This window comes from Leclercia adecarboxylata (assembly GCF_006874705.1).
In the GTDB taxonomy this organism is placed as follows: domain Bacteria; phylum Pseudomonadota; class Gammaproteobacteria; order Enterobacterales; family Enterobacteriaceae; genus Enterobacter; species Enterobacter adecarboxylatus_C.
In genome coordinates this window covers 2,498,280-2,519,154 of the sequence record NZ_CP035382.1, presented here as the reverse complement: position 1 = coordinate 2,519,154, position 20,875 = coordinate 2,498,280, and the positions used below count along the sequence as shown (strand labels likewise).

General features: G+C 56.8%; 22 protein-coding genes and 3 tRNA genes. 9 read left to right on the top strand and 16 right to left on the bottom strand.

Annotated elements, in window-relative coordinates; genetic code table 11:
- Window positions 1–27: 27 nt before the first annotated feature.
- Window positions 28–1,044 (top strand): lipoate--protein ligase LplA, encoded by a 1,017-nt coding sequence (gene lplA, locus ES815_RS13005; RefSeq protein WP_142488156.1) that lies wholly within the window; start codon window positions 28–30, stop codon window positions 1,042–1,044.
- Window positions 1,045–1,118: 74 nt separating this feature from the next.
- On the opposite strand, the gene deoD is transcribed toward lplA, so the two are convergent.
- The 4 genes from deoD to deoC form a co-directional block, all read right to left on the bottom strand.
- On the bottom strand, window positions 1,119–1,841 hold the full coding sequence (gene deoD / locus ES815_RS13000) for a purine-nucleoside phosphorylase (RefSeq protein WP_010427122.1): 723 nt from the start codon (window positions 1,839–1,841) through the stop codon (window positions 1,119–1,121).
- A gap of 104 nt (window positions 1,842–1,945) precedes the next feature.
- Entirely contained in the window at window positions 1,946–3,169 is a 1,224-nt protein-coding gene (gene deoB / locus ES815_RS12995) for a phosphopentomutase (RefSeq protein ID WP_142488155.1), read from the bottom strand.
- Window positions 3,170–3,220: 51 nt separating this feature from the next.
- Window positions 3,221–4,543, bottom strand: a complete 1,323-nt coding sequence (deoA, locus tag ES815_RS12990) for a thymidine phosphorylase (protein WP_142488154.1) — start codon at window positions 4,541–4,543, stop codon at window positions 3,221–3,223.
- A gap of 55 nt (window positions 4,544–4,598) precedes the next feature.
- On the bottom strand, window positions 4,599–5,378 hold the full coding sequence (gene deoC, locus ES815_RS12985; protein ID WP_197090557.1) for a deoxyribose-phosphate aldolase: 780 nt from the start codon (window positions 5,376–5,378) through the stop codon (window positions 4,599–4,601).
- A 261-nt stretch (window positions 5,379–5,639) separates the two neighbouring features.
- On the opposite strand from deoC, the gene ES815_RS12980 reads away from it, so the two are divergent.
- Window positions 5,640–7,190 (top strand): YjjI family glycine radical enzyme, encoded by a 1,551-nt coding sequence (locus tag ES815_RS12980; protein WP_142488152.1) that lies wholly within the window; start codon window positions 5,640–5,642, stop codon window positions 7,188–7,190.
- Window positions 7,162–8,022 (top strand): YjjW family glycine radical enzyme activase, encoded by an 861-nt coding sequence (locus ES815_RS12975; RefSeq protein WP_142488151.1) that lies wholly within the window; start codon window positions 7,162–7,164, stop codon window positions 8,020–8,022. The genes ES815_RS12980 and ES815_RS12975 overlap by 29 nt, the downstream gene beginning before the upstream one ends.
- Here ES815_RS12975 and ES815_RS12970 read toward each other — a convergent pair.
- The 8 genes from ES815_RS12970 to ES815_RS12935 all read right to left on the bottom strand — a co-directional run bounded on the left by ES815_RS12970 (window position 8,017) and on the right by ES815_RS12935 (window position 14,424).
- Window positions 8,017–8,799 (bottom strand): metal-dependent hydrolase, encoded by a 783-nt coding sequence (locus tag ES815_RS12970; RefSeq protein WP_142488150.1) that lies wholly within the window; start codon window positions 8,797–8,799, stop codon window positions 8,017–8,019. The genes ES815_RS12975 and ES815_RS12970 overlap by 6 nt on opposite strands.
- Complete coding sequence (locus ES815_RS12965; RefSeq protein ID WP_142488149.1) at window positions 8,796–9,866, bottom strand: patatin family protein; 1,071 nt, start codon at window positions 9,864–9,866, stop codon at window positions 8,796–8,798. Before ES815_RS12965 ends, ES815_RS12970 begins: the two co-directional genes overlap by 4 nt.
- A gap of 149 nt (window positions 9,867–10,015) precedes the next feature.
- On the bottom strand, window positions 10,016–10,177 hold the full coding sequence (locus ES815_RS12960; RefSeq protein WP_002887716.1) for a DUF1328 domain-containing protein: 162 nt from the start codon (window positions 10,175–10,177) through the stop codon (window positions 10,016–10,018).
- 124 nt (window positions 10,178–10,301) lie between these two features.
- A complete protein-coding gene (gene osmY / locus ES815_RS12955; protein WP_142488148.1) occupies window positions 10,302–10,919 on the bottom strand; it encodes a molecular chaperone OsmY in 618 nt (205 codons plus the stop codon).
- Between the two features lie 304 nt (window positions 10,920–11,223).
- Window positions 11,224–12,813 (bottom strand): peptide chain release factor 3, encoded by a 1,590-nt coding sequence (gene prfC / locus ES815_RS12950; protein WP_142488147.1) that lies wholly within the window; start codon window positions 12,811–12,813, stop codon window positions 11,224–11,226.
- A 90-nt stretch (window positions 12,814–12,903) separates the two neighbouring features.
- Complete coding sequence (yjjG, locus tag ES815_RS12945) at window positions 12,904–13,581, bottom strand: pyrimidine 5'-nucleotidase (protein ID WP_142488146.1); 678 nt, start codon at window positions 13,579–13,581, stop codon at window positions 12,904–12,906.
- A gap of 17 nt (window positions 13,582–13,598) precedes the next feature.
- A complete protein-coding gene (gene rimI / locus ES815_RS12940; RefSeq protein WP_142488145.1) occupies window positions 13,599–14,042 on the bottom strand; it encodes a ribosomal protein S18-alanine N-acetyltransferase in 444 nt (147 codons plus the stop codon).
- Window positions 14,011–14,424: a DNA polymerase III subunit psi gene (locus ES815_RS12935; RefSeq protein WP_142488144.1), complete on the bottom strand. Its 414-nt coding sequence runs from the start codon at window positions 14,422–14,424 to the stop codon at window positions 14,011–14,013. The genes rimI and ES815_RS12935 overlap by 32 nt, the downstream gene beginning before the upstream one ends.
- A gap of 102 nt (window positions 14,425–14,526) precedes the next feature.
- Between ES815_RS12935 and rsmC the strand changes: the two genes are divergently transcribed.
- The 4 genes from rsmC to ES815_RS12915 all read left to right on the top strand — a co-directional run bounded on the left by rsmC (window position 14,527) and on the right by ES815_RS12915 (window position 16,014).
- The gene (rsmC, locus tag ES815_RS12930) at window positions 14,527–15,555 is read left to right on the top strand and encodes a 16S rRNA (guanine(1207)-N(2))-methyltransferase RsmC (RefSeq protein ID WP_142488143.1); all 1,029 of its coding nucleotides are present in this window, start codon (window positions 14,527–14,529) and stop codon (window positions 15,553–15,555) included.
- 140 nt (window positions 15,556–15,695) lie between these two features.
- Window positions 15,696–15,781: transfer RNA gene (locus tag ES815_RS12925), tRNA-Leu, on the top strand.
- 29 nt (window positions 15,782–15,810) lie between these two features.
- Window positions 15,811–15,896 (top strand) — tRNA-Leu (locus tag ES815_RS12920).
- A 32-nt stretch (window positions 15,897–15,928) separates the two neighbouring features.
- Window positions 15,929–16,014: transfer RNA gene (locus ES815_RS12915), tRNA-Leu, on the top strand.
- Window positions 16,015–16,053: 39 nt separating this feature from the next.
- On the opposite strand, the gene ES815_RS12910 is transcribed toward ES815_RS12915, so the two are convergent.
- Window positions 16,054–16,284, bottom strand: a complete 231-nt coding sequence (locus tag ES815_RS12910; protein ID WP_142488142.1) for a DUF1435 domain-containing protein — start codon at window positions 16,282–16,284, stop codon at window positions 16,054–16,056.
- A gap of 156 nt (window positions 16,285–16,440) precedes the next feature.
- Between ES815_RS12910 and fhuF the strand changes: the two genes are divergently transcribed.
- On the top strand, window positions 16,441–17,229 hold the full coding sequence (fhuF, locus tag ES815_RS12905; protein ID WP_142488141.1) for a siderophore-iron reductase FhuF: 789 nt from the start codon (window positions 16,441–16,443) through the stop codon (window positions 17,227–17,229).
- A gap of 60 nt (window positions 17,230–17,289) precedes the next feature.
- Here the strand turns inward: fhuF and ES815_RS12900 are convergent, their stop codons facing one another.
- On the bottom strand, window positions 17,290–18,633 hold the full coding sequence (locus ES815_RS12900; RefSeq protein ID WP_142488140.1) for a PTS sugar transporter subunit IIC: 1,344 nt from the start codon (window positions 18,631–18,633) through the stop codon (window positions 17,290–17,292).
- A 328-nt stretch (window positions 18,634–18,961) separates the two neighbouring features.
- Between ES815_RS12900 and ES815_RS12895 the strand changes: the two genes are divergently transcribed.
- Complete coding sequence (locus ES815_RS12895) at window positions 18,962–19,420, top strand: YbaK/EbsC family protein (protein ID WP_142488139.1); 459 nt, start codon at window positions 18,962–18,964, stop codon at window positions 19,418–19,420.
- A gap of 44 nt (window positions 19,421–19,464) precedes the next feature.
- Here the strand turns inward: ES815_RS12895 and bglJ are convergent, their stop codons facing one another.
- Together bglJ and ES815_RS12885 are read right to left on the bottom strand one after the other, a co-directional pair.
- The gene (bglJ, locus tag ES815_RS12890) at window positions 19,465–20,100 is read right to left on the bottom strand and encodes a DNA-binding transcriptional activator BglJ (protein ID WP_142490054.1); all 636 of its coding nucleotides are present in this window, start codon (window positions 20,098–20,100) and stop codon (window positions 19,465–19,467) included.
- Entirely contained in the window at window positions 20,100–20,831 is a 732-nt protein-coding gene (locus tag ES815_RS12885) for a helix-turn-helix domain-containing protein (RefSeq protein ID WP_142490055.1), read from the bottom strand. The genes bglJ and ES815_RS12885 overlap by 1 nt, the downstream gene beginning before the upstream one ends.
- Window positions 20,832–20,875: the final 44 nt, after the last annotated feature.

Here is a 20,875-nt window from a genome sequence, read left to right as displayed (position 1 = left end):
CAGACGATTCAGAAAAGGAACTTTGCCATGACGACGTTACGCCTGCTTATCTCTGACTCTTACGATCCCTGGTTTAACCTTGCGGTGGAAGAGTGCATCTTTCGCCAGATGCCCGCCACGCAGCGGGTGCTGTTCCTGTGGCGCAACGCCGATACGGTGGTCATTGGCCGGGCGCAAAACCCGTGGAAAGAGTGCAACACGCGACGCATGGAAGAGGACAACGTGCGCCTGGCGCGTCGCAGCAGCGGCGGCGGCGCGGTGTTCCACGACCTCGGCAATACCTGCTTTACCTTTATGGCGGGGAAGCCGGAGTACGACAAAACCATCTCCACCAACATCGTGCTTAGCGCACTACAGGCGCTGGGGGCGACGGCGGAAGCGTCCGGGCGCAATGACCTGGTGGTGAAAACCCCAGAAGGTGACCGGAAGGTCTCCGGATCGGCCTATCGCGAAACCATGGACCGCGGTTTCCACCACGGCACCCTGCTGCTGAACGCCGATCTCAGCCGCCTGGCAAACTACCTCAATCCCGACCAGAAAAAGCTGCAGGCCAAAGGTATCACTTCCGTGCGCGGCCGGGTGGCGAATCTGGTGGATCTGCTGCCGGGCGTGACCCACGACCAGATCTGCGACGCGATCCGCGAGGCATTTTTCGCCCACTATGGCGAACGCGTGGAAGCGGAAGTGATCTCCCCGGACAAGACGCCGGATCTGCCAAACTTCGCTGAGACCTTTGCCCGCCAGAGCAGCTGGGAGTGGAACTTCGGCCAGGCCCCCGCCTTCTCGCATCTGCTGGATGAGCGTTTCACCTGGGGCGGCGTGGAGCTGCACTTCGACGTCGAGAAGGGTCACATCACCCGCACGCAGGTGTTTACCGACAGCCTGAACCCGGCCCCGTTAGAAGCCCTTGCGGCCCGTCTGCAGGGCTGTTTGTACCGGGCGGATATGCTGCAGCAGGCGTGCGATGCGTTGATCGGCGATTTCCCGGAGCAGGAGATGGAGTTGCGGGAGCTGTCGGCCTGGATTGCGCGGGCGGTGCGGTAATAAAAAAGCCCGCTGACGCGGGCCTGTAAACCGTAGGCCGGGTAAGACGAAGCCGCCACCCGGCACAACAGCTCTTACTCTTTATCGCCCAGCAGAACGGATTCCAGCGCGATTTTGATCATGTCGTTGAAAGTGGTCTGACGCTCAGCGGCAGTGGTCTGCTCGTGAGTACGGATATGGTCAGACACGGTGCAGATGGTCAGGGCTTTCGCACCGAACTCAGCCGCCACACCGTAGATGCCTGCCGCTTCCATTTCCACGCCCAGGATGCCGTATTTCTCCATCACGTCGAACATCTCGCCGCCGTCCGGCGCGTAGAACAGGTCCGCAGAGAAGATGTTACCCACGCGTGCTTCAACGCCCAGCGCTTTGGCAGCGTCAACCGCGTCACGCACCATGCCGAAGTCTGCAATCGCCGCGAAGTCATGATCTTTGAAACGCATGCGGTTAACTTTGGAATCGGTGCAGGCACCCATGCCGATAACGATGTCACGCAGCTTAACGTCCATACGCACGGCGCCACAGGAGCCCACGCGGATGATTTTCTTCACGCCGAAATCGGTGATCAGCTCTTTGGTGTAGATGGAGCAGGATGGGATACCCATACCGTGGCCCATTACGGAGATTTTGCGGCCTTTGTAAGTCCCGGTGAAGCCCAGCATGCCGCGCACGTTGTTCACTTCACGCACGTCTTCGAGGAAGGTTTCTGCAATGTGCTTCGCGCGCAGCGGGTCGCCAGGCATCAATACGACGTCAGCGAAATCACCCATCTCTGCATTAATGTGAGGAGTTGCCATCTTCAGTTCCTTTTAATTTGAATTTTTTTGCCCGGTGGCGCTTCGCTTACCGGGCCTACGGTTTTGTAGGCCGGGTAAGGCGCAGCCGCCACCCGGCAATGACATCAGAACATGGCCTTGCCATATTCCATGTCGGACGTACCAAAGTATTTCGCGATGGTCTGGCCGATGTCCGCGAAGGTTTCACGGTGGCCCAGCGAGCCTGGTTTGACTTTCGGACCGTACACCAGCACCGGAATGTGCTCACGGGTGTGGTCGGTACCGGTCCAGGTCGGGTCGCAGCCGTGGTCCGCGGTCAGGATCAGAATGTCATCTTCCCCCACCAGCTCCATCAGCTCCGGCAGACGGCGGTCGAACAGCTCCAGACCCGCAGCATAGCCTGCAACGTCGCGACGGTGGCCCCAGGAGGAGTCGAAGTCCACAAAGTTGGTGAAGACGATAGTCTTGTCGCCCGCTTCCTTCATCTCTTTCACGGTAGCGTCGAACAGCGCATCCAGACCGGTGGCTTTCACTTTTTTGGTGATACCGCAGTTGGCGTAGATATCCGCGATTTTACCCACGGAAACCACCTGCCCCTCTTTCTCATCAACCAGTTTCTGCAGCACGGTCGGTGCGGGTGGCTCAACGGCCAGGTCGTGACGGTTGCCGGTACGCTGGAAGTTACCCGCTTTGTCGCCCACAAACGGACGCGCGATGACGCGACCAATGTTGTAGCCGCCTTCGGTCAGCTCTTCACGGGCGATTTCGCACAACTCGTACAGGCGATCCAGGCCAAAGGTCTCTTCGTGGCAGGCAATCTGGAACACCGAGTCCGCCGAGGTGTAGAAGATCGGTTTGCCGGTCTTCATGTGCTCTTCGCCGAGCTGATCCAGGATCACGGTACCGGAAGAGTGGCAGTTGCCGAGGTAGCCTGGCAGGTTGCCACGCTCAACCAGCTTATCCAGCAGCTCCTGCGGGAAGCTGTTTTCGTGGTCAGAGAAATAGCCCCAGTCGAACAGAACCGGTACACCGGCGATTTCCCAGTGCCCTGACGGGGTGTCTTTCCCGGAAGAGAGCTCGTGCGCCCAGGCGTATGCGCCCACCACTTCCGCGTTGCCATCCATACCCGCGGCAACCTTGCCGGTGGAGCCTTCGTGGGCTTTCACCAGGCCCAGACGGGTCAGGTTTGGCAGGTTCAGCGGGCCCTGACGGCCGTTGTTCGCTTCGCCTTTTGCACAGGCTTCTGCGATGTGACCCATGGTGTCTGCACCCGTGTCACCAAAGCGATCTGCGTCTTCTGTAGCGCCGATGCCGAATGAGTCCAGCACCATAATAAATGCACGTTTCATATGTTCTCCGTACTCAGTGCTTCATAAAAAAGCGATCAGATCAGTATACCGCTATTCGGTAATGCGACGATAGACGGTCGGTGTGCTTTCTGGCGCTTTATCTGCCAGGGTGATGGCCGCTTTCACGGCTTTCGCCGCATCCTGCCAGCTGTTTTCATCTTTCGCGTGGATCACCGCCAGCGGACGTTGACCGTCAACGCTGTCGCCCAGACGGGCCATCTCGGTGAAGCCAACGCTGTAATCAATGGTGTCGGAGGCCTGACGACGACCGCCGCCCATCGAAACGACCGCCATACCCAGCGCGCGGGTGTCCATCGCCGAGACAAAGCCTTCGGTGTCCGCGTACACCGCTTTGCTGAGCATCGCGGTCGGCAGGTATTTGGCGTAGTTTTCCACGAAGTCGGTTGGGCCTTTCTGCGCGGCGACCATCCGGCCAAAGATATCGGCCGCTTTGCCGTTACCCAGCACCGCCTGCAGTTTGGCGCGGGCTTCGGCGTCATCTTTCGCCAGGTTGCCTGAGATCAGCATCTCGACGCACAGCGCCATGGTCACGTCGAACAGACGCGGGTTACGGTATTCGCCGGTCAGGAACTGCACCGCTTCGCGCACTTCGACGGCGTTACCGGCGCTGGAGGCCAGAACCTGGTTCATGTCGGTGAGCAGCGCGGTGGTGCGCACGCCTGCACCGTTGGAGACGCCAACGATCGCTTCGGCCAGTGCGGAAGAGAGTTCATAGGTCGGCATAAAGGCGCCGCTGCCCACTTTCACGTCCATTACCAGCGCATCCAGCCCTTCAGCCAGCTTCTTGGCGAGGATAGAGGCGGTGATCAGCGGGATGGAGTCGACGGTCGCGGTAATGTCACGCGTGGCGTAAAAACGCTTATCCGCCGGGGCGAGGGAGCTGGTCTGGCCGATAATTGCCACACCAACGTCCTTAATAATTTCGCGGAAGCGATTGTCATCCGGGAAGATATCGAAGCCCGGAATGGCTTCCAGTTTGTCGAGCGTGCCGCCGGTATGGCCAAGGCCGCGCCCGGAGATCATCGGAATATAGCCGCCGCAGGCAGCGACCATTGGCCCCAGCATCAGCGAGGTGACATCCCCCACGCCGCCGGTGGAGTGTTTATCCACGATTGGGCCATTGAGGTTAAGGCTCTTCCAGTCCAGAACGGTTCCTGAATCCCGCATCGCCATGGTCAGCGACACGCGCTCCGGCATCGCCATATCGTGGAAGAAAATGGTCATCGCCAGGGCCGCAATCTGCCCTTCAGAGATGGTATTGTCGCGAATGCCGTTGATAAAGAAACGGATCTCTTCGTCGCTTAAAGCATGACCATCACGTTTTTTACGAATAATTTCTTGTGCGAGAAACACGGTAACCTCCCGAAAGTAGGCCGGGTGGGCGTCGCGCCACCCGGCAATTCAAATCTTAGTAGCTGCTTGCGCTCTTACCGTCGCCGTGACCCAGCGCTTTCAGCAGGCTGGCCAGCAGGCTGGAGGCACCAAAGCGGTAGTGACGGGAGTCAGCCCAGTCGGCACCGAACAGCTCGTCGGCAATCGCCAGGAACTGCTGCGCATCTTCAGCGGTACGCACGCCGCCCGCCGGTTTGAAACCTACGGTTTTTTCCACGCCCATATCGCGGATCACTTCCATCATGATGCGTGCGCTTTCCGGGGTGGCGTTGACCGGCACTTTACCGGTAGAGGTTTTGATAAAATCAGCACCCGCTTTGATGGAGATTTCAGACGCTTTACGAATCAGCGCTTCTTCTTTCAGCTCGCCGGTTTCGATGATCACTTTCAGCAGCACGTTTGCCGCAGCGCAAGCCTCTTTACAGGCTTTCACCAGATCGAAGCCTACCTGCTCGTTACCCGCGATCAGCGCGCGGTACGGGAAGACCACGTCCACTTCGTCAGCACCGTAAGCGATAGCGGCGCGGGTCTCTGCCAGCGCGATCTCGATATCGTCGTTACCGTGCGGGAAGTTAGTGACGGTCGCGATGCGCACGTCCGGCGTCCCCTGCTCTTTCAGGGTTTTACGCGCGATCGGAATGAAGCGCGGATAGATACAGACAGCGGCGGTGTTACCCACTGCGGTTTTCGCCTGATGACACAGGGCGATCACTTTCTCGTTGGTGTCGTCGTCATTCAGGGTGGTCAGATCCATCAGTTTCAGGGCGCGCAGGCTGCTTGCGGTTAAATCGGTCATAACATTCTCCCGGCGTATAGCCGTAAAATTTTACCTTGCGGGTCTGTGAGTATTCTAACATCCACCCGCATTCTCACTTCGACATTCATCACAGTTAATGAAATATGCGTACAAATTTGCATAACCATAATGAGATCAACTTCAAATAATTTCGCTACAACTGCTGATTAAAGCGTCAGGCACACGCGCAGGATCAAAGGCGGCCGACGGGACTCTTTCTACAATCCTTCCCCATCATTGCAGAAGAATAAGGAAGCGACCATGTCCCCATCCAGCCCCGATGCCCTGCAACAACGTTGCCAGAAAATTGTGACAAGCCCGGTGTTAAGCCCCGAACAAAAACGCCACTTTCTGGCGCTGGAGGCGGAAAACAACCTGCCTTATCCGACGCTTCCCCCTGAAGCGCGTCAGGCGCTGGAGGCGGGATTTATCTGCGATATGTTTGAGGGCCACGCACCGTACAAGCCGCGCTATGTGTTACCCGACTATGCGCTGTTCCTGAAACAGGGCTCGGAGTGGCTGGAGCTGGAAGGGGCGCAGGATCTGGACGATGCCCTGTCGCTGTTAACCATCCTCTACCACCATGTTCCGTCCGTGACCGGCATGCCGGTGTTCCTTGGCCATCTCGATTCGCTGTTGCAGCCGTATGTTAGAATTCTAACACAAGAAGAAATCGATATTCGAATAAAACGTTTCTGGCGCTATCTCGACCGCACCTTGCCGGATGCCTTCGTGCATGCCAATATTGGCCCGGCCGACGGCCCGGTGACGCGCGCCATTTTGCGCGCCGATGCAGAGCTTAAGCAGGTTTCCCCCAATCTGACCTTTATTTATGACCCGGCGATCACCCCGGACGATCTGCTGCTGGAGGTAGCCAGCAACATCTGCGAATGCAGCAAGCCCCATATCGCCAACGGGCCGATAAATGATAAAATTTTCACAAAAAATGGCTTTGGCGTGGTCAGCTGTTACAACACCCTGCCGCTGGCGGGCGGAGGCAGCACTCTGGTGCGCCTCAACCTGAAAGCCATCGCCGATCGGAGCGATACCCTGGAGGATTTCTTCACCCGCACGCTGCCGCACTACTGCCAGCAGCAGATCGCCATCATCGATGCCCGCTGCGACGTCCTGTACCAACAATCCGGCTTCTTTGAGAATAGCTTCCTGGTTAAGGAAGGGTTGATCGATCCCGACCGTTTCGTGCCGATGTTTGGCATGTATGGCCTGGCCGAGGCAGTGAACGTGCTGTGCGAAAAAGCCGGGATGAAGGGGCGCTACGGCAAGGACGACCGGGCCAACGCGCTGGGGTACCGCATCAGCGAGCAGCTGGCGGCCTTTGTGGAAAATACCCCGGTCAGACATGGCTGGAAGCAGCGCGCCCTGCTGCATGCCCAGTCGGGGATCAGCTCTGACGTCGGCACCACGCCGGGGGCGCGCCTACCCTATGGCGAGGAGCCCGACCCCATCAGCCATCTGCTGGCGGTGGCGCCGCACCACAGGCACTATCACGCCGGGATCAGCGACATCCTGACCCTGGACGAAACCATCAAGCGCAATCCGCAGGCGGTGGTGGAGCTCTGCCTGGGCGCCTTCCGCGCCGGGATGCGCGAGTTCAGCGCCAATATCTCGGGTAACGATCTGGTGCGCGTCACCGGCTATATGGTGCGTCTCTCCGATCTGGAGAAATACCGCGCCGAAGGTTCACGCACCAACACCACCTGGCTGGGTGAAGAGGCCGCCCGCAACACCCGTATCCTGGAGCGCCAGCCGCGCGTGATAAGCCATGAACAACAGATGCGCTTTAGTCAGTAAGGTTATCCCGTTCTCCTGCGTCGACGGGCCCGGCAGTCGCCTGGCCCTGTTTCTGCAGGGCTGTAACCTGCGCTGCAAAACCTGCCACAATCCGTGGACGATAGGACGATGCAACGACTGCGCCGCCTGCGTACCGCACTGCCCGCATGACGCACTGAACATTCAGGCCGGTCGGGTCTGGTGGGATGATGCGCATTGCCAGCAGTGCGACACCTGCCTGCAGATGTGCCCGCAACAGGCGACGCCCATGGCGCTGCGTTTAAGCGTGGAGGAGGTGATGGAGCAGGTCCGCAAGGTGTCGCCCTTTATCTCCGGCATCACCGTCAGCGGCGGGGAAGCTACCACCCAGCTGCCGTTTCTGGTGGCGCTGTTTACTGCCCTGAAAGCCGATCCGCAGCTACAGCATTTGTCCTGTCTGGTAGACAGCAACGGCCTGTTAAGCGAAACCGGCTGGCAAAAACTGCTCCCGGTATTTGACGGGGCGATGCTGGATCTCAAGGCCTGGGACAATGAACATCACCGCTATCTGACCGGGCGCGACAACACCGTCATCAAGCACAGCATCCGCTGGCTGGCCGCCCACAACCGGCTGAGCGAGCTGCGTCTGCTGGCGATCCCGGAGCACAGCGATTATCTGACGCACCGCCGGGAACTGGCCGCTTTTATCCGCCGGTTAGGGGACGTGCCCGTCCGGATCAACGCCTTTCATGCGCACGGCGTCTACGGTGAAGCCCGGCACTGGCGGAGCGCCACGGCAGAGGATGTCGAACCGCTGGCCGGGGTGCTGGAGCGGGAGCGGATCAGGGTGATCCGCCCGGCGCTCTACTTATAACGGCAGATCGAACAGCGTGCGGGTGTTATTCAACAACGCCTCCGCGATCTCATCCGCGGGCTCGTCACGCAGTTCGCACAAGGTGGCAAACACCCGCGCCGCCTGCTCAGGGCGGTTAGGCTGGCCCTGAAAACCGTTGAGGGGCATGTCGGGGGCATCCGTTTCAAGCAGCAGGGCGGAAAGCGGTAATTGCGCCATCACATCCCGGGTTTTACTGGCCCGGGGATAGGTGATGGTGCCGCCAACGCCAATTTTATACCCCATCTCCACAAAGCGCTGCGCCTGCTGCAGGCTGCCGGCAAAGCCGTGTACCACCCCGGTGCGCGGCAGATCCTGGCGCTTAAGGTGCATCGCCAGTTTGTCATGGGTGCGTCGGGAATGGAGGATCACCGGCAGATCGTAGCGTTTCGCCAGCTTCAGCTGCGCGTCGAGGATCGCCTCCTGACGTTCGAAGTGGGGATCCTCCCGATAAAGATCGAGGCCGATCTCCCCCACCGCCACCAGCCTCTCCGGTCGCGCCGCCAGGATCGCTTCCAGCTGGTCAAGATGCTCGTCGCGATGAGATTCGATCACAATCGGATGCAGGCCCAGCGCCATATAGAGCGCAGGAAAGCGCGCACCGAGACGCAGAACGCGATCGATGCTCGCCACATCAATGGCCGGCACCACAATCGCCGTTACCCCCGCGTCGGCGGCACGCTGAATGCTGGCGGGTTCATCGTCGGTAAAAGGAGGAAAATCAAAGTGGCAATGGGTATCGATAAAGCGGTAAGTCACGCCAGATCCTCGTTATCAAACAGGGTGTCATTGGCCTCAGGCGCAATCACCAGCGGCGTGGTGACCACGTCGTTGGCCACGCTCGCCGGGGGAACCACCACCGGGGCGGGAGTGATGAGCTGCTGATGGCGGCGCAGCGGCGGGCGTTCGGCCAGCAGCTTGCCCACCGTGGCCAGGAAATAGCGCCCGCACAGGCGCCCGGTTTTGTAGTCGTCCCGCAGGGCGGGTATGCGGCTGCCCAGCGCCATGCTGTTGAGCGGGCGTGGGGGATAAATTTCAAAGATCCTGAGCTTGCCCGGCGGCTTCTCGATAAAGCGCTGGATGGTGTGGTAGCTGGCCTCATGGTGTGCAACCAGGTTCAGCATCGGTTGCAGGCTGCTGTCGCCCAGCCAGCGCTCCATCCGCTTAAACCACTGCGGCGTATAGTACATTTGCGATGGCACGGTGCGGATCACCACGATGGTCTGGGCCCCGCGTCGGGCCGCCTCCTGCACCGGGATCGCGTCGCTCACCCCGCCGTCCAGATAGGCGATGCCGTCCAGCGCCGCGCCGGTGCGGTAGAAACCGGGGATGGCGCTGGAGGCGCGAAGGATGTCCAGCCAGTTCTCTTTTTGTGGGGAGAAATAGCTGGCCGAGTAATCGTCGCCGCGACAGGCGCACATCCAGAGAGCTTTTCCGGTATCGAACAGGCGCGAGGCGGTGTCCATCGCCAGCGGCATTTGACTGGCGGTAGCATCCAGCAGCCAGTCGAGATCGATAAGATTTCCGCCGCGCACAAAGCGCAGCGGATCGAAGAAATCGCGGGAAGTGGTGTAGCGCATGATCACTTTGCGGGCGTAACCCGGCTGATTGCAGACGTAGGCCGAGAGATTCTGCGCCCCGGCGGAGGTGCCGAAATAGAGGTCGAATGGATTAAACTGCGCGCGCATAAATTCGTCCAGCACGCCAGCCGTGAAGATCCCTCGCTGTCCGCCGCCCTCACACACCAGGGCAATCTGGCCTGGTCGAAAAGGTTTAAGCGCCAGCGGCGCAATGTTGCCGAGCGTTACCGGAATTCGCTGCCCCACCTCTGCTTTCCTGTTTTTTTATTTGTTCTGTCCCTACACAGTAGCGTACACCCGGTGTTTTACTCAAATCGGATGCGGGCAAACGTCAGCCATAAAAAAAGGCTCATGCTGTGCATGAGCCTTTTTCGTCAACGTACCCATAACCTGAGCTATGGACGACGGCGTCCGGTGAACAGGCTAACCAGGAACAGGATAATACCGACGACGAAGACAATTTTCGCCGCGCCCGCCGCTGTACCTGCCAGACCACCAAAACCCAGAGCGGCGGCAATTAACGCGATAACCAGAAAAATAATGCCCCAACGAAACATAAGACTCTCCTTAACCATAGTTAATGTCGACCGCATGGTGAGCGCTCAGGTTGCTCACGGCGATATCTAAGGTGTAATTCTTATCTCGCCTTCTGGCCTCAGCCAGAAGGACGATTGTCGTGTTTTATTTAACTTTCAGATCGTTTTTAACGCTTTTCACGCCATCAATGGCTTTTGCGATGCTCTCGGCACGGTCACTTTGTGCCTTGGAATCCACCGTACCGCTCAGCTGAACCACACCGTCGGTGGTTTCAACCTTCACTTTACGTGATGGCACGATGTCATCAGCTAACAGTTTAGCTTTGATTTCGCTGGTGGTTGCAGTATCGCCGGCATAGCCTTTGGCGGACTGCTCTTTGCCGTCACGCACGTGCAGTTTGTCGCTGACGGAGGTCACACCCTCTACCTTTTTCGCCACGGCAACGGCTTTTTCAGCCTGCGCCTGGCTTTCGACAAAGCCACTCAGCGTGACCACGTTTTTCTCGGTTTCTACGGAAATATCGGTGCTCTTGATATCATCAGCGTCTACCAGTGCAGCTTTTACTTTTGCTGTGATAGAGCTGTCGTCCATGAAGTTACCGACTTTATTCATAGAGTTATCGATTTTTTCCCCTGCGGTGTTCGCTGCGGATTGCGCTTTATCCGTGGTCGTGGTTTCCGCCATTGCAGAACCGCATACCAGAGCGCTACCCATCATCACCGCCAGCAGAGTTTTCGAAATCGTCAGTTTTTTAGTATTCATCGATGTATTCCTGTGGTTTGCTCCGAATTCGAGCGTCAAACATCACGTGTAAGTAGTCTTTCATACTACCAATCAACACTCGGGCGAGATGAGAACCTTATCAACACGCATTGAGTGGAGCTTTCATCTGCGCCCGGTGTTAAACACTGAGTTAAATATAGATCACTCTCGGCGCGCCGCTTTCAGAATTGGCTAAAAAATGACCAACAAGTAACAAAAGATGATGAATTAAGAACATTCCGCAAGGGATTAAAAAGGCAGGGATTTAAGCAGAGCACGGCGGCTGCCGTGCTCTGAGAAGGGATTAGTGCTCGCGGGTTTTACGGAACTGAACGTCCGGGTAACGATCGTGTGCCAGGTTCAGGTTAACCATGGTTGGGGCGATATAGGTGAGGTTATCACCGCCATCCAGCGCCAGCTGGATCTCGTTCTTGCGCTTAAATTCTTCGAATTTCTTCACGTCAGAACACTCAACCCAGCGCGCCGTCGCCACGTTGACCGATTCGTAAATCGCTTCAACGTTGTATTCGCTCTTCAGGCGGGCTACGACCACGTCGAACTGCAGCACCCCAACGGCGCCGACAATCAGATCGTTATTGGAAATTGGACGGAACACCTGCACCGCACCCTCTTCCGACAGCTGAACCAGCCCTTTCAGCAGCTGTTTCTGCTTCAGCGGATCCCGCAGACGGATACGACGGAACAGTTCCGGCGCGAAGTTCGGAATACCGGTGAACTTCATCATCTCGCCCTGGGTGAAGGTGTCACCAATCTGGATGGTACCGTGGTTATGCAGACCAATGATGTCGCCCGGGTAGGCCTCTTCCACATGGGAACGGTCGCCGGCCATAAAGGTCAGCGCATCGGAGATCACCACGTCTTTACCGGTACGCACCTGGCGCAGCTTCATGCCCTTTTCGTACTTACCGGACACCACGCGCATAAAGGCCACGCGGTCACGGTGTTTCGGGTCCATGTTGGCCTGGATCTTAAACACGAAGCCGGTGAACTTCTCTTCGCTGGCGACCACTTCACGGGTGTCGGTGTTACGCGGCATCGGCTGCGGCGCCCACTCCACCAGACCGTCCAGCATATGGTCGACGCCGAAGTTACCCAGCGCGGTACCGAAGAAGACCGGGGTGATTTCACCCGCGAGGAACAGATCCTGGTCAAACTCGTGAGATGCGCCTTTTACCAGCTCCAGCTCGTCACGCAGCTGCTCTGCCAGCTCATCGCCGACCGCCGCGTTCAGCTCCGGGTTATCCAGCCCTTTAACGACGCGTACTTCCTGGATGGTGTGACCTTTACCGGTCTGATACAGGTAGGTTTCGTCTTTATAGAGGTGGTAGACGCCTTTAAACAGCTTGCCGCAGCCGATTGGCCAGGTGATCGGGGCACAGGCGATCTTCAGCTCGCGCTCCACTTCGTCCATCACCTCCATCGGATCGCGGATGTCGCGGTCGAGTTTGTTCATAAAGGTAAGGATCGGCGTATCGCGCAGACGGGTCACTTCCATCAGCTTGCGGGTACGATCTTCAACGCCTTTTGCGGCATCGATAACCATCAGACAGCAGTCCACCGCCGTCAGGGTACGGTAGGTATCTTCGGAGAAGTCTTCGTGCCCCGGGGTATCGAGCAGGTTCACCAGGCAGTCGTGATACGGGAACTGCATCACGGAGGTGGTGATTGAGATACCACGCTGCTTTTCCATCTCCATCCAGTCAGATTTTGCATGCTGGCTGGAGCCACGGCCTTTTACCGTACCGGCGGTCTGGATCGCCTGTCCGAACAGCAGCACCTTTTCGGTGATGGTGGTTTTACCGGCATCCGGGTGAGAGATAATGGCAAAAGTACGGCGCTTCGCCACCTCTTGCAGATAAGGAGACAACGTCATAATAGAATCTTCTATAAAAAGCGCGGCAGCAGGCCACGCATCATGAATACGAAAATGCGGCTATTTTACCCATCAATGGGGGGCAGGCAATCAATGTTTACACAGGAGTTGCTCCAGTTCGCTCAGGGAGGCCACGGTCCAGGTCGGTTTGATTCCCTCCGGCAGGGGGCGGTTGTGCGCATTCAGCCAGCAGGTAGACAGCCCGGCATTCATCCCGCCAAGGATATCGGACTCTGCCGTATCGCCCACCATCAGGACTTTTGATCGGTCAGGATTGCCCGCCTGGGCCAGCGCATAATCAAAGATTTTCGCTGCCGGTTTGGCCACGCCTACCTGTTCGGAGATCACTAATAAATCAAAATAGTCACGAAAACCGGTGCGTTCCAGGCGGATCTGCTGCAGCGCGGTAAAGCCGTTGGTGATGATCCCGAGCTTCGCCTTTCCTTTAAGGGAGGCAAGCAGCGACGCGGCGCCCGGCAGCGGGGCGCAGATTTCAGCCATCGCGTTAAGGAAAGCATGGTTCAAATCGCCAGGCGGAACGTTCAGGCGCTCGGACCAGCCCTGGAAACGTTGATGCTGCAGGTGTAACGCGGTGATCGCCCCGTTCTGGTAATCCACCCACAGCGGTTTGTTCACCATCTGGTAATCCTGGAAATCTTCAGCGGTAAAGGTCACGCTGTAGTCGAGAAACATCCGCTGTAAGCCGCCAAACGCATCGAAGGTAAACAGCGTTTCGTCAGCATCAAAGAAAATCCAGTCCCAGTTCATCGTTACAACCTTTTTAGTTATCCAAGCGGCAGAGCCATGATGATGGCGTTTTCACGTCCTTCTGCGGTGGGGTAATAGTTACGGCGGATCGTCGCCTCATTGAAGCCCAGGCTTTCATAGAGTGCGATGGCGGCGGCGTTCGAGGCCCGTACTTCCAGCCACAGCGTGAAAACGTCTCGTGCTTCCAGCTCGCGAATTAAATGTTCCAGCAGCTCTCTGCCCAGCCCACGGCGCTGAAAGGCAGGATCCACGGCGATGTTAAACAGCGTCGCCTCATCCAGAACGACCTGCGTAATGGCGAAAGCCGCCAGGGTATTATCGACATCCAGCCGATAGTTGAGGTAGCGCTCGCCCTGGTTGCTGGCAAACGTTTTTTCACTCCACGGAAAGGCGTGGGCGCGTTTTTCGATGTCAAAAGCCTGCGCTAAATCAGTCGTCGTGAGGGAAGAAATTGTGTTCATGTTCGCAGATTTGTTGCCACAGCGCGCGACGTGCCGCCGGGTTAGCGTTAAGTTCGTCCAGTACCGGGGTGGCCAGGTTGCCGCCCTCCAGCGTTATCTCTTCCATCACGCCCAGCTGCCAGCTGTTACAGCGTCCCTCAGGGGGCAGCATGGCTACGCGCTCGGGCGTCAGCTGCAGCACCTGATCGGCACTCAGCTTAAGTGCGCGCAGCACGTCGGCAATCAGCGGCTCGCTCAGCGCGGGCAGGCTCTGCGCCACCATCACCAGACGAACGTGCGCCGGAAGCGAGATGGCGATTTCGCCCTGCAAGGCCGCCGGGCGGCGCAACGCCCACTGGGTGATGCCCAGTTGCTGTAATTGCCTGTCTCGTCGGGATGCCATTGCGAAAACTCCTGTCTGTCAGGCGCGCAAATATAGCAAATGTGTCGAATCTGCGCCATCTACCTACTATAATCCCCGCCTGAGTTTATTGAGGAACAATTCATGTCTGCATTTACCCCGGCAAGTGAAGTCTTGCTGCGTCACAGTGATGATTTCGAACAAAGCCGTATTCTGTTTGCCGGAGATATGCAGGATGACCTGCCTGCCCGTTTCGAGTGCGCCGAAAGCCGCGCGCACACCCAGCAGTATCACCACTGGCAGGTGCTGAGCCGCCAGATGGGCGAGCGTGTCCGTTACAGCCTGGTAGCGGAACAGAGCGACGTGGCGGACTGCGATACGCTGATCTACTACTGGCCGAAGAACAAGCCTGAAGCCCAGTTCCAGCTGATGAACCTGCTCTCCCTGCTGCCGGTGGGCTGCGACATCTTCGTAATCGGTGAAAACCGCAGCGGCGTGCGCAGCGCCGAGCAGATGCTGGCGGAGTACGCCACGCTGAACAAAGTCGACAGCGCCCGTCGCTGTGGCCTGTACCATGGCCGGCTGGACAAAAAACCGACCTTCGACGCGGAAAAATACTGGGGCGAGTACCAGCTGGATGGCCTGACCATCAAAACGCTGCCGGGCGTCTTCAGCCGTGACGGTCTGGACGTCGGCAGCCAGCTGCTGCTTTCCACCTTCACGCCGCATACCAAAGGTAAAGTGCTGGATGTCGGCTGTGGCGCGGGCGTGCTCTCGGCCGTACTCGCCAGCCACTCACCGAAAGTGCGTTTAACCCTCACCGATGTCGGCGCGTCCGCCATTGAAGCCAGCCGCGCGACGCTTGCCGCAAACGGCATTGAGGGCGAAGTATTTGCCTCCAACGTGCTCTCCGACGTGACCGGCCGTTTCGATATGATCATCTCCAACCCGCCGTTCCATGACGGGATGGAAACCAGCCTCGAAGCAGCACAAACGCTGATCCGCACCGCAGTGCGCCATCTGAACAGCGGCGGCGAGCTGCGTATCGTGGCGAACGCCTTCCTGCCGTATCCGAAAGTGCTGGATGAAGTCTTCGGCTTCCACGAAGTGCTGGCCCAGACCGGCCGCTTTAAGATCTACCGCGCGATCATGACCCGTCAGGCGAAGAAATAACGTCTCCCTCCGGCCTGATCTGCCCGATCAGGCCATTTTTGCAACAAAAAAAACATCCAGCACAATTATCAGTTGACGAACAGCTGAAAACATCTAGAATGCGCCTCCGTGGTTGCGATACTTTTTTGTATCGTTGGTATGCGAAGGTGGCGGAATTGGTAGACGCGCTAGCTTCAGGTGTTAGTGTCCTTTGGATGTGGGGGTTCGAGTCCCCCCCCTCGCACCAACAACCATGATTGATATTGCTCGCACTGGGCGAAGGTGGCGGAATTGGTAGACGCGCTAGCTTCAGGTGTTAGTGTCCTTAGGATGTGGGGGTTCGAGTCCCCCCCCTCGCACCAACGAGGCGATATCAACAAAATAAGATGACTGTGCGAAGGTGGCGGAATTGGTAGACGCGCTAGCTTCAGGTGTTAGTGTCCTTAGGATGTGGGGGTTCGAGTCCCCCCCCTCGCACCAATTATCTTATCTCTCCTGACGTTCTCTCTTGTTATCCCTTCAGTTCAGATTCATCGCCAGAACCCACATTCCCGCAATAAGCGCTACACATGATGGCAGCAGCACAAAGTGCCGCAGTTGTTTATGCCAGATCATGGCGGATGACATCAGCAATCCCGACACGATAATCAGTTTCCAGACCGCCAGCGACAGATCGATAAAGGCCAGCCCGGCAATCATCGCCCCCGGCAGTATCACTCCCCAGCCACTCCCTAACGCTCTGCTCAACATGATCCGTCTCTCACTTCGATAATGATAACCAATATCATATGATATAATTTCTCATTTGTCAGCGTAGGACGTAATTGTGTAAAAAATCTTGCGCACGGTTTTATCTATAGTTAGGATTGGCAATCATTATCATTTAGATTTTTATCCAGCCCAATTATGGCCATACGCTCTGCACACGTCATTGAGAATGTTATCTGGCAAACCCGCCTTCCGACCGGGCCTTCAGGGCTTGCGGATGCGGTGCGTGACGCCATTGCCGAGACGCGTGCGCATATGCTGGATGTCATCAAGCTGGATGAGCCCCCTCCGCATCACGCCCTGACGCTGGCGCAGTGGCAACGCCCTGCTGAACTGCAGTCGTTGCTGGCGACTTACTCCGATCATATCTACCGCAATCAACCGACGCTGGCGCGCGAGAATAAGCCGCTGCTGTCGCTGTGGGCGCAATGGTATATCGGGCTGATGGTGCCGCCGATGATGCTGGCCCTGCTTACCCAGGATGTGGCGCTGGATCTCTCCCCTGAACATTTCCACGTTGAGTTTCACGAAACCGGGCGCGCCGCCTGCTTCTGGATCGACGTCCAGGAAGACAGCCACACAACCTCGCTTTCTGCGCAGCAAAGAATAGAAGTGCTGATTACCCGGGCACTGATCCCGGTGGTTGAGGCGCTGGAAGAGACGGGTGAGATCAACGGCAAACTTATCTGGAGCAATACCGGGTATTTAATTCACTGGTATCTGAACGAAATGAAAACCCTGCTGGGTGATGAGAAGGTCGACGCGCTGCGCCAGGCCATTTTCTTCGCTCGTCAGCTGTCGGATGGACGTGATAACCCGCTTTACCGCACTGTGGTTCCGCGCGACGGGCTGCTGGTGCGCCGCACCTGCTGTCAGCGCTATCGCCTGCCGGATGTTCAGCAATGCGGCGACTGCACGCTTAAATAGTTCCGTGCGGGCTTGAGGGCACACACTAAAACGGCAACCTGGGTTGCCGTTTCGCTTTTATTACGCCACCTGCTGACTTTCCTCTTCGGCACGCTGGGCCTCTTCAGCCTCCTGCGCCAGCAGCTGCTTCTCGTACACTTTAAAGAACGGGTAGTAGATGATGGCGGAGACCAGGGCTAACAGTACCACCAGTACCGCCGCGCGGAAATCCCAGCCCAACGCCCATGCCGCACCCACCGGTGCAGGCGCCGTCCACGGCACCACGGAGATCACGCGGCCAATCAGATCCAGCTTCATCGCGGCCCACGCCAGCACCGCATTCACCATCGGAGCCAGCAGGAACGGAATGAAGAACACCGGGTTCATCACGATCGGCGTACCAAAAATCACCGGCTCGTTAATGTTGAAAATACTCGGCACCACGCTCAGACGGCCAATCGAACGCAGGTGCGCCGAGCGGCTGCGCAGGTAGCAGAACACCAGCCCCATTGTTGCTCCGGAGCCGCCAATCACAATGAAGAAGGTCCAGAACGCCTCCATAAAGATGTGCGGCAGCGGCGCGCTCTGCGCCAGCGCGGTCTGGTTCATCCCGAGGTTAGTCAGCCAGAACATCTGCAGCATCCCGGAGACAATCGCCGCCCCGTGAATGCCTGCAAACCACAGCAGATGACCAATCAGCACCGCCAGCAGGATCGCCGGCAGGGAGTCCGCTGCGGAGACCAGCGGCTTAAAGATGGCCATAATCGCCTGCGGGATCAGCATGCCAAACTCAGACTGGATAAAGAGGCTTAGCGGATAAAGGGTTAACACCACTACCAGCACCGGAATCAGCAGATCGAAGGAGTTTTTGATCATCGGCGGCACCTGATCGGGCAGGCGGATACCGATATTGTGCGCCTTCAGAAAACGCATCATCTCCACACAGTAGATCGCCACCAGAATGGCGGTGAAGATCCCCGTCCCACCGAGGCTGTCTACCGGCAATGCACCTTTGGTTTTTGGCGCAGCAATCAGCAGGAAGGCCATCAGCGACAGCATGGCGCACATGAAGGGATCGAGCTGGTGCGACTTAACGTAGTGTTTGCCGAGGTTGTAGGCGATAGCAGCACATATATAGAGTGACATCACCCCCATCGTCATATCGAAGGGGGTCAGGATCTGGCCTTCAAACTGTTTCGCCATATCCAGCCAGGCGCGGGCAAAGCCCCAGGTTGTGTCCGGTGAAAATGGCGGGTAGGCAAAAACTAATAAGAACGAGCCGACGATCATAAACGGCATGGCGGAGATAAAACCGTCGCGGATCGCCATCACGTGACGCTGGGAAGAGATGCGTCCGGCAATGGGGCTGACATAGTTTTCAACAAAGCGGAATATCAGGTTAAACGCAGCATGGTTGGCAGACATAACGGCTCTCCTGTCAGACGATCGTTTCGGGCGCGATTACGCCGCACGGTGTTCCATATACCACTTTCACCACCTTGCTGGTTCGTATACCAGCGGTACTGCTCAAACGGATAGGTTTCATAATCGACTCTTATTATTGGATACAGGGGAAATGACGTAATCAGTATTAATCTCTGCTTCACGGTCTGCAACCGGTTACTGTAACCGGTTTCCGTGAATGTGAAGAGGATCCAGAAATCGCTGATGTTGGAGTTTTGTTACTTAGGGAATATTTACAGAGCATAATTTCTTATGACAGATTACGCAGAGTATTTTTCTGGAGGAAACAATGAGTTTGCAGTCTGTGCGCCAGTTTTTTGCTGACCATGCCCCTGACGTTGAAGTCATCGAGCTGGGTCAAAGTACCGCTACCGTTGCGCTGGCTGCCGAGGCGCATAATGTCGCGCCGGGTCAGATAGCGAAAACGCTGTCGCTGAAAATTAAAGATGAGGTGATTCTGGTTGTTGCCAAAGGTGACGCGCGCCTGGATAACAAAAAGCTGAAGCAGACGTTTGGGGCGAAAGCCCGCATGCTGAGCAGCGATGAAGTGGTGACGATTACCGGACATCCCGTTGGCGGCGTATGCCCTTTCGGGCTGGAAAATCCGCTGGCGATCTACTGCGATGTTTCGCTCAGGGAGTATGCCGAAGTCCTGCCCGCCGCAGGTGCCATTCACAGCGCGGTGCGCATCTCCCCACAGAGAATGGCCGAGCTCACTAAAGCAACCTGGGTGGACGTCTGTCAGTAAAATCCGAGCCAGATCCAGGTCTGGCGCGGGCGGGAGATCCTGGATCAGGACTGAAGTGCAGAGAGGAAGCGTGGTGTCCGGTGATCCGGTACCGGGAAATGCGTCAGAATATCGGCCGCATCCAGTAACCCCACGTCGGAGTGCACGCCAAGTTTCATCATGGCATTAAATTTATGCGCACGAATAGTTTTGATGTTGCGTTCCAGTCGGGTGGCAATTTCCTGGATGGAAAAGCCACACGACATAAATTGCAAAATGGCGCGTTCGGTCGGGCTTAGCAACCGTCCGCGATGAATGTTCCAGTGATTGCTTATGCTGTCATTCACCCGTCGGGTCTCATTCAACAATTTACCCAGCTGCTCCTGTAGAGCGGCCAGCGGATCGGATTTGAGAACGATTCCGTGCAGACGTGAAGGGGAAAGCTGATTCATCAGGCTCGCTTCTCGCGCGTCTGAGGCCAGTACAATTCGCTGAATCATACCGTGGGTGGCAGCCACTTCCTTGAGACACACCAGACAGTTGCGCCGCTCTTCTCGCTCATCAGAGAGTGAATAAATCAGCGATGAATACGGGACAAAATTAAGTGTGGACTGAAAACTGGCGATGTTACTAAAAAGATGTATTTCGTAGCCATTAAGTGATGGGTTGGCAAAAAGATGCTTCAACCCCATAGCACTCATCATGCACTTTTCGACGATAGCGATATGTCTTTTTGTAGCGCTCTTTTCCATTCGTCTTGCTCTCCATAGGCTGAGAATAAACTCAGCTCTTTCATTCCCTTGGTGCTATTAATCCACGCATACATTTCGGCATTACTGGTTAAGGAGAGTCGTCTCATCGCGCTATTTTTTTGCGCACTCACTGTTTTATTACTTTTTTTCAGTAATGCAGCGATCTGATTAATCCCCCATCCTTTGCCAAGCAGGCGCAGTACTTTTCGTTCCGAAAAGGTCAACATGACATCATCCTGATTGTCATTAAACTCTTCCGGCTCGGGTTTTAATAATGTCTGGCTAATACGCTCCGCGTGCTCGCTCCCGGATCGAATGGCTTTCACTAAACTTTCAATGGGCTCTATATCGGAAAGTAAGGAACTTTCCGGGCGCATTAAGAGTTCGACGGCGAGGGGATAAATGGCGCGCGGAACCAGATAAATCCAGTGAATATCCCGATACTGGTTCTGTAATGTGTAATATTGATCGCAGTGGCTACGCGGATTACGCTGGTCGCCTGAGATATCCACGATGACCACGATGGCGCGGCGTAACTGAAGAAACGTCAGCTCTTCCTGAGACCGGCAAAATGCGCGCTCATAATCCGGAAAATAGCGTGACATAATGCTGCCGAGACCGGTTTGCATTATGGGTGATTTACTGATTATTATTACGCTCTTACAACTTATTGACGGCATTTTCGCTCCGAATCCATTCATACGGCCATTCCACGTCATTCATC

What these genes read in the sequence shown, in the direction of transcription:
- lplA (WP_142488156.1), top strand. Translation starts at nt 28, where the DNA reads ATGACGACGTTACGCCTGCTTATCTCTGACTCTTACGATCCCTGGTTT.
- deoD (WP_010427122.1), bottom strand. Translation starts at nt 1,841, where the DNA reads ATGGCAACTCCTCACATTAATGCAGAGATGGGTGATTTCGCTGACGTC.
- deoB (WP_142488155.1), bottom strand. Translation starts at nt 3,169, where the DNA reads ATGAAACGTGCATTTATTATGGTGCTGGACTCATTCGGCATCGGCGCT.
- deoC (WP_197090557.1), bottom strand. Translation starts at nt 5,378, where the DNA reads ATGACCGATTTAACCGCAAGCAGCCTGCGCGCCCTGAAACTGATGGAT.
- ES815_RS12980 (WP_142488152.1), top strand. Translation starts at nt 5,640, where the DNA reads ATGTCCCCATCCAGCCCCGATGCCCTGCAACAACGTTGCCAGAAAATT.
- ES815_RS12975 (WP_142488151.1), top strand. Translation starts at nt 7,162, where the DNA reads ATGAACAACAGATGCGCTTTAGTCAGTAAGGTTATCCCGTTCTCCTGC.
- ES815_RS12960 (WP_002887716.1), bottom strand. Translation starts at nt 10,177, where the DNA reads ATGTTTCGTTGGGGCATTATTTTTCTGGTTATCGCGTTAATTGCCGCC.
- osmY (WP_142488148.1), bottom strand. Translation starts at nt 10,919, where the DNA reads ATGAATACTAAAAAACTGACGATTTCGAAAACTCTGCTGGCGGTGATG.
- prfC (WP_142488147.1), bottom strand. Translation starts at nt 12,813, where the DNA reads ATGACGTTGTCTCCTTATCTGCAAGAGGTGGCGAAGCGCCGTACTTTT.
- yjjG (WP_142488146.1), bottom strand. Translation starts at nt 13,581, where the DNA reads ATGAACTGGGACTGGATTTTCTTTGATGCTGACGAAACGCTGTTTACC.
- rimI (WP_142488145.1), bottom strand. Translation starts at nt 14,042, where the DNA reads ATGAACACAATTTCTTCCCTCACGACGACTGATTTAGCGCAGGCTTTT.
- ES815_RS12935 (WP_142488144.1), bottom strand. Translation starts at nt 14,424, where the DNA reads ATGGCATCCCGACGAGACAGGCAATTACAGCAACTGGGCATCACCCAG.
- rsmC (WP_142488143.1), top strand. Translation starts at nt 14,527, where the DNA reads ATGTCTGCATTTACCCCGGCAAGTGAAGTCTTGCTGCGTCACAGTGAT.
- ES815_RS12910 (WP_142488142.1), bottom strand. Translation starts at nt 16,284, where the DNA reads ATGTTGAGCAGAGCGTTAGGGAGTGGCTGGGGAGTGATACTGCCGGGG.
- fhuF (WP_142488141.1), top strand. Translation starts at nt 16,441, where the DNA reads ATGGCCATACGCTCTGCACACGTCATTGAGAATGTTATCTGGCAAACC.
- ES815_RS12900 (WP_142488140.1), bottom strand. Translation starts at nt 18,633, where the DNA reads ATGTCTGCCAACCATGCTGCGTTTAACCTGATATTCCGCTTTGTTGAA.
- ES815_RS12895 (WP_142488139.1), top strand. Translation starts at nt 18,962, where the DNA reads ATGAGTTTGCAGTCTGTGCGCCAGTTTTTTGCTGACCATGCCCCTGAC.
- bglJ (WP_142490054.1), bottom strand. Translation starts at nt 20,100, where the DNA reads ATGAGTGCTATGGGGTTGAAGCATCTTTTTGCCAACCCATCACTTAAT.
- ES815_RS12885 (WP_142490055.1), bottom strand. Translation starts at nt 20,831, where the DNA reads ATGCCGTCAATAAGTTGTAAGAGCGTAATAATAATCAGTAAATCACCC.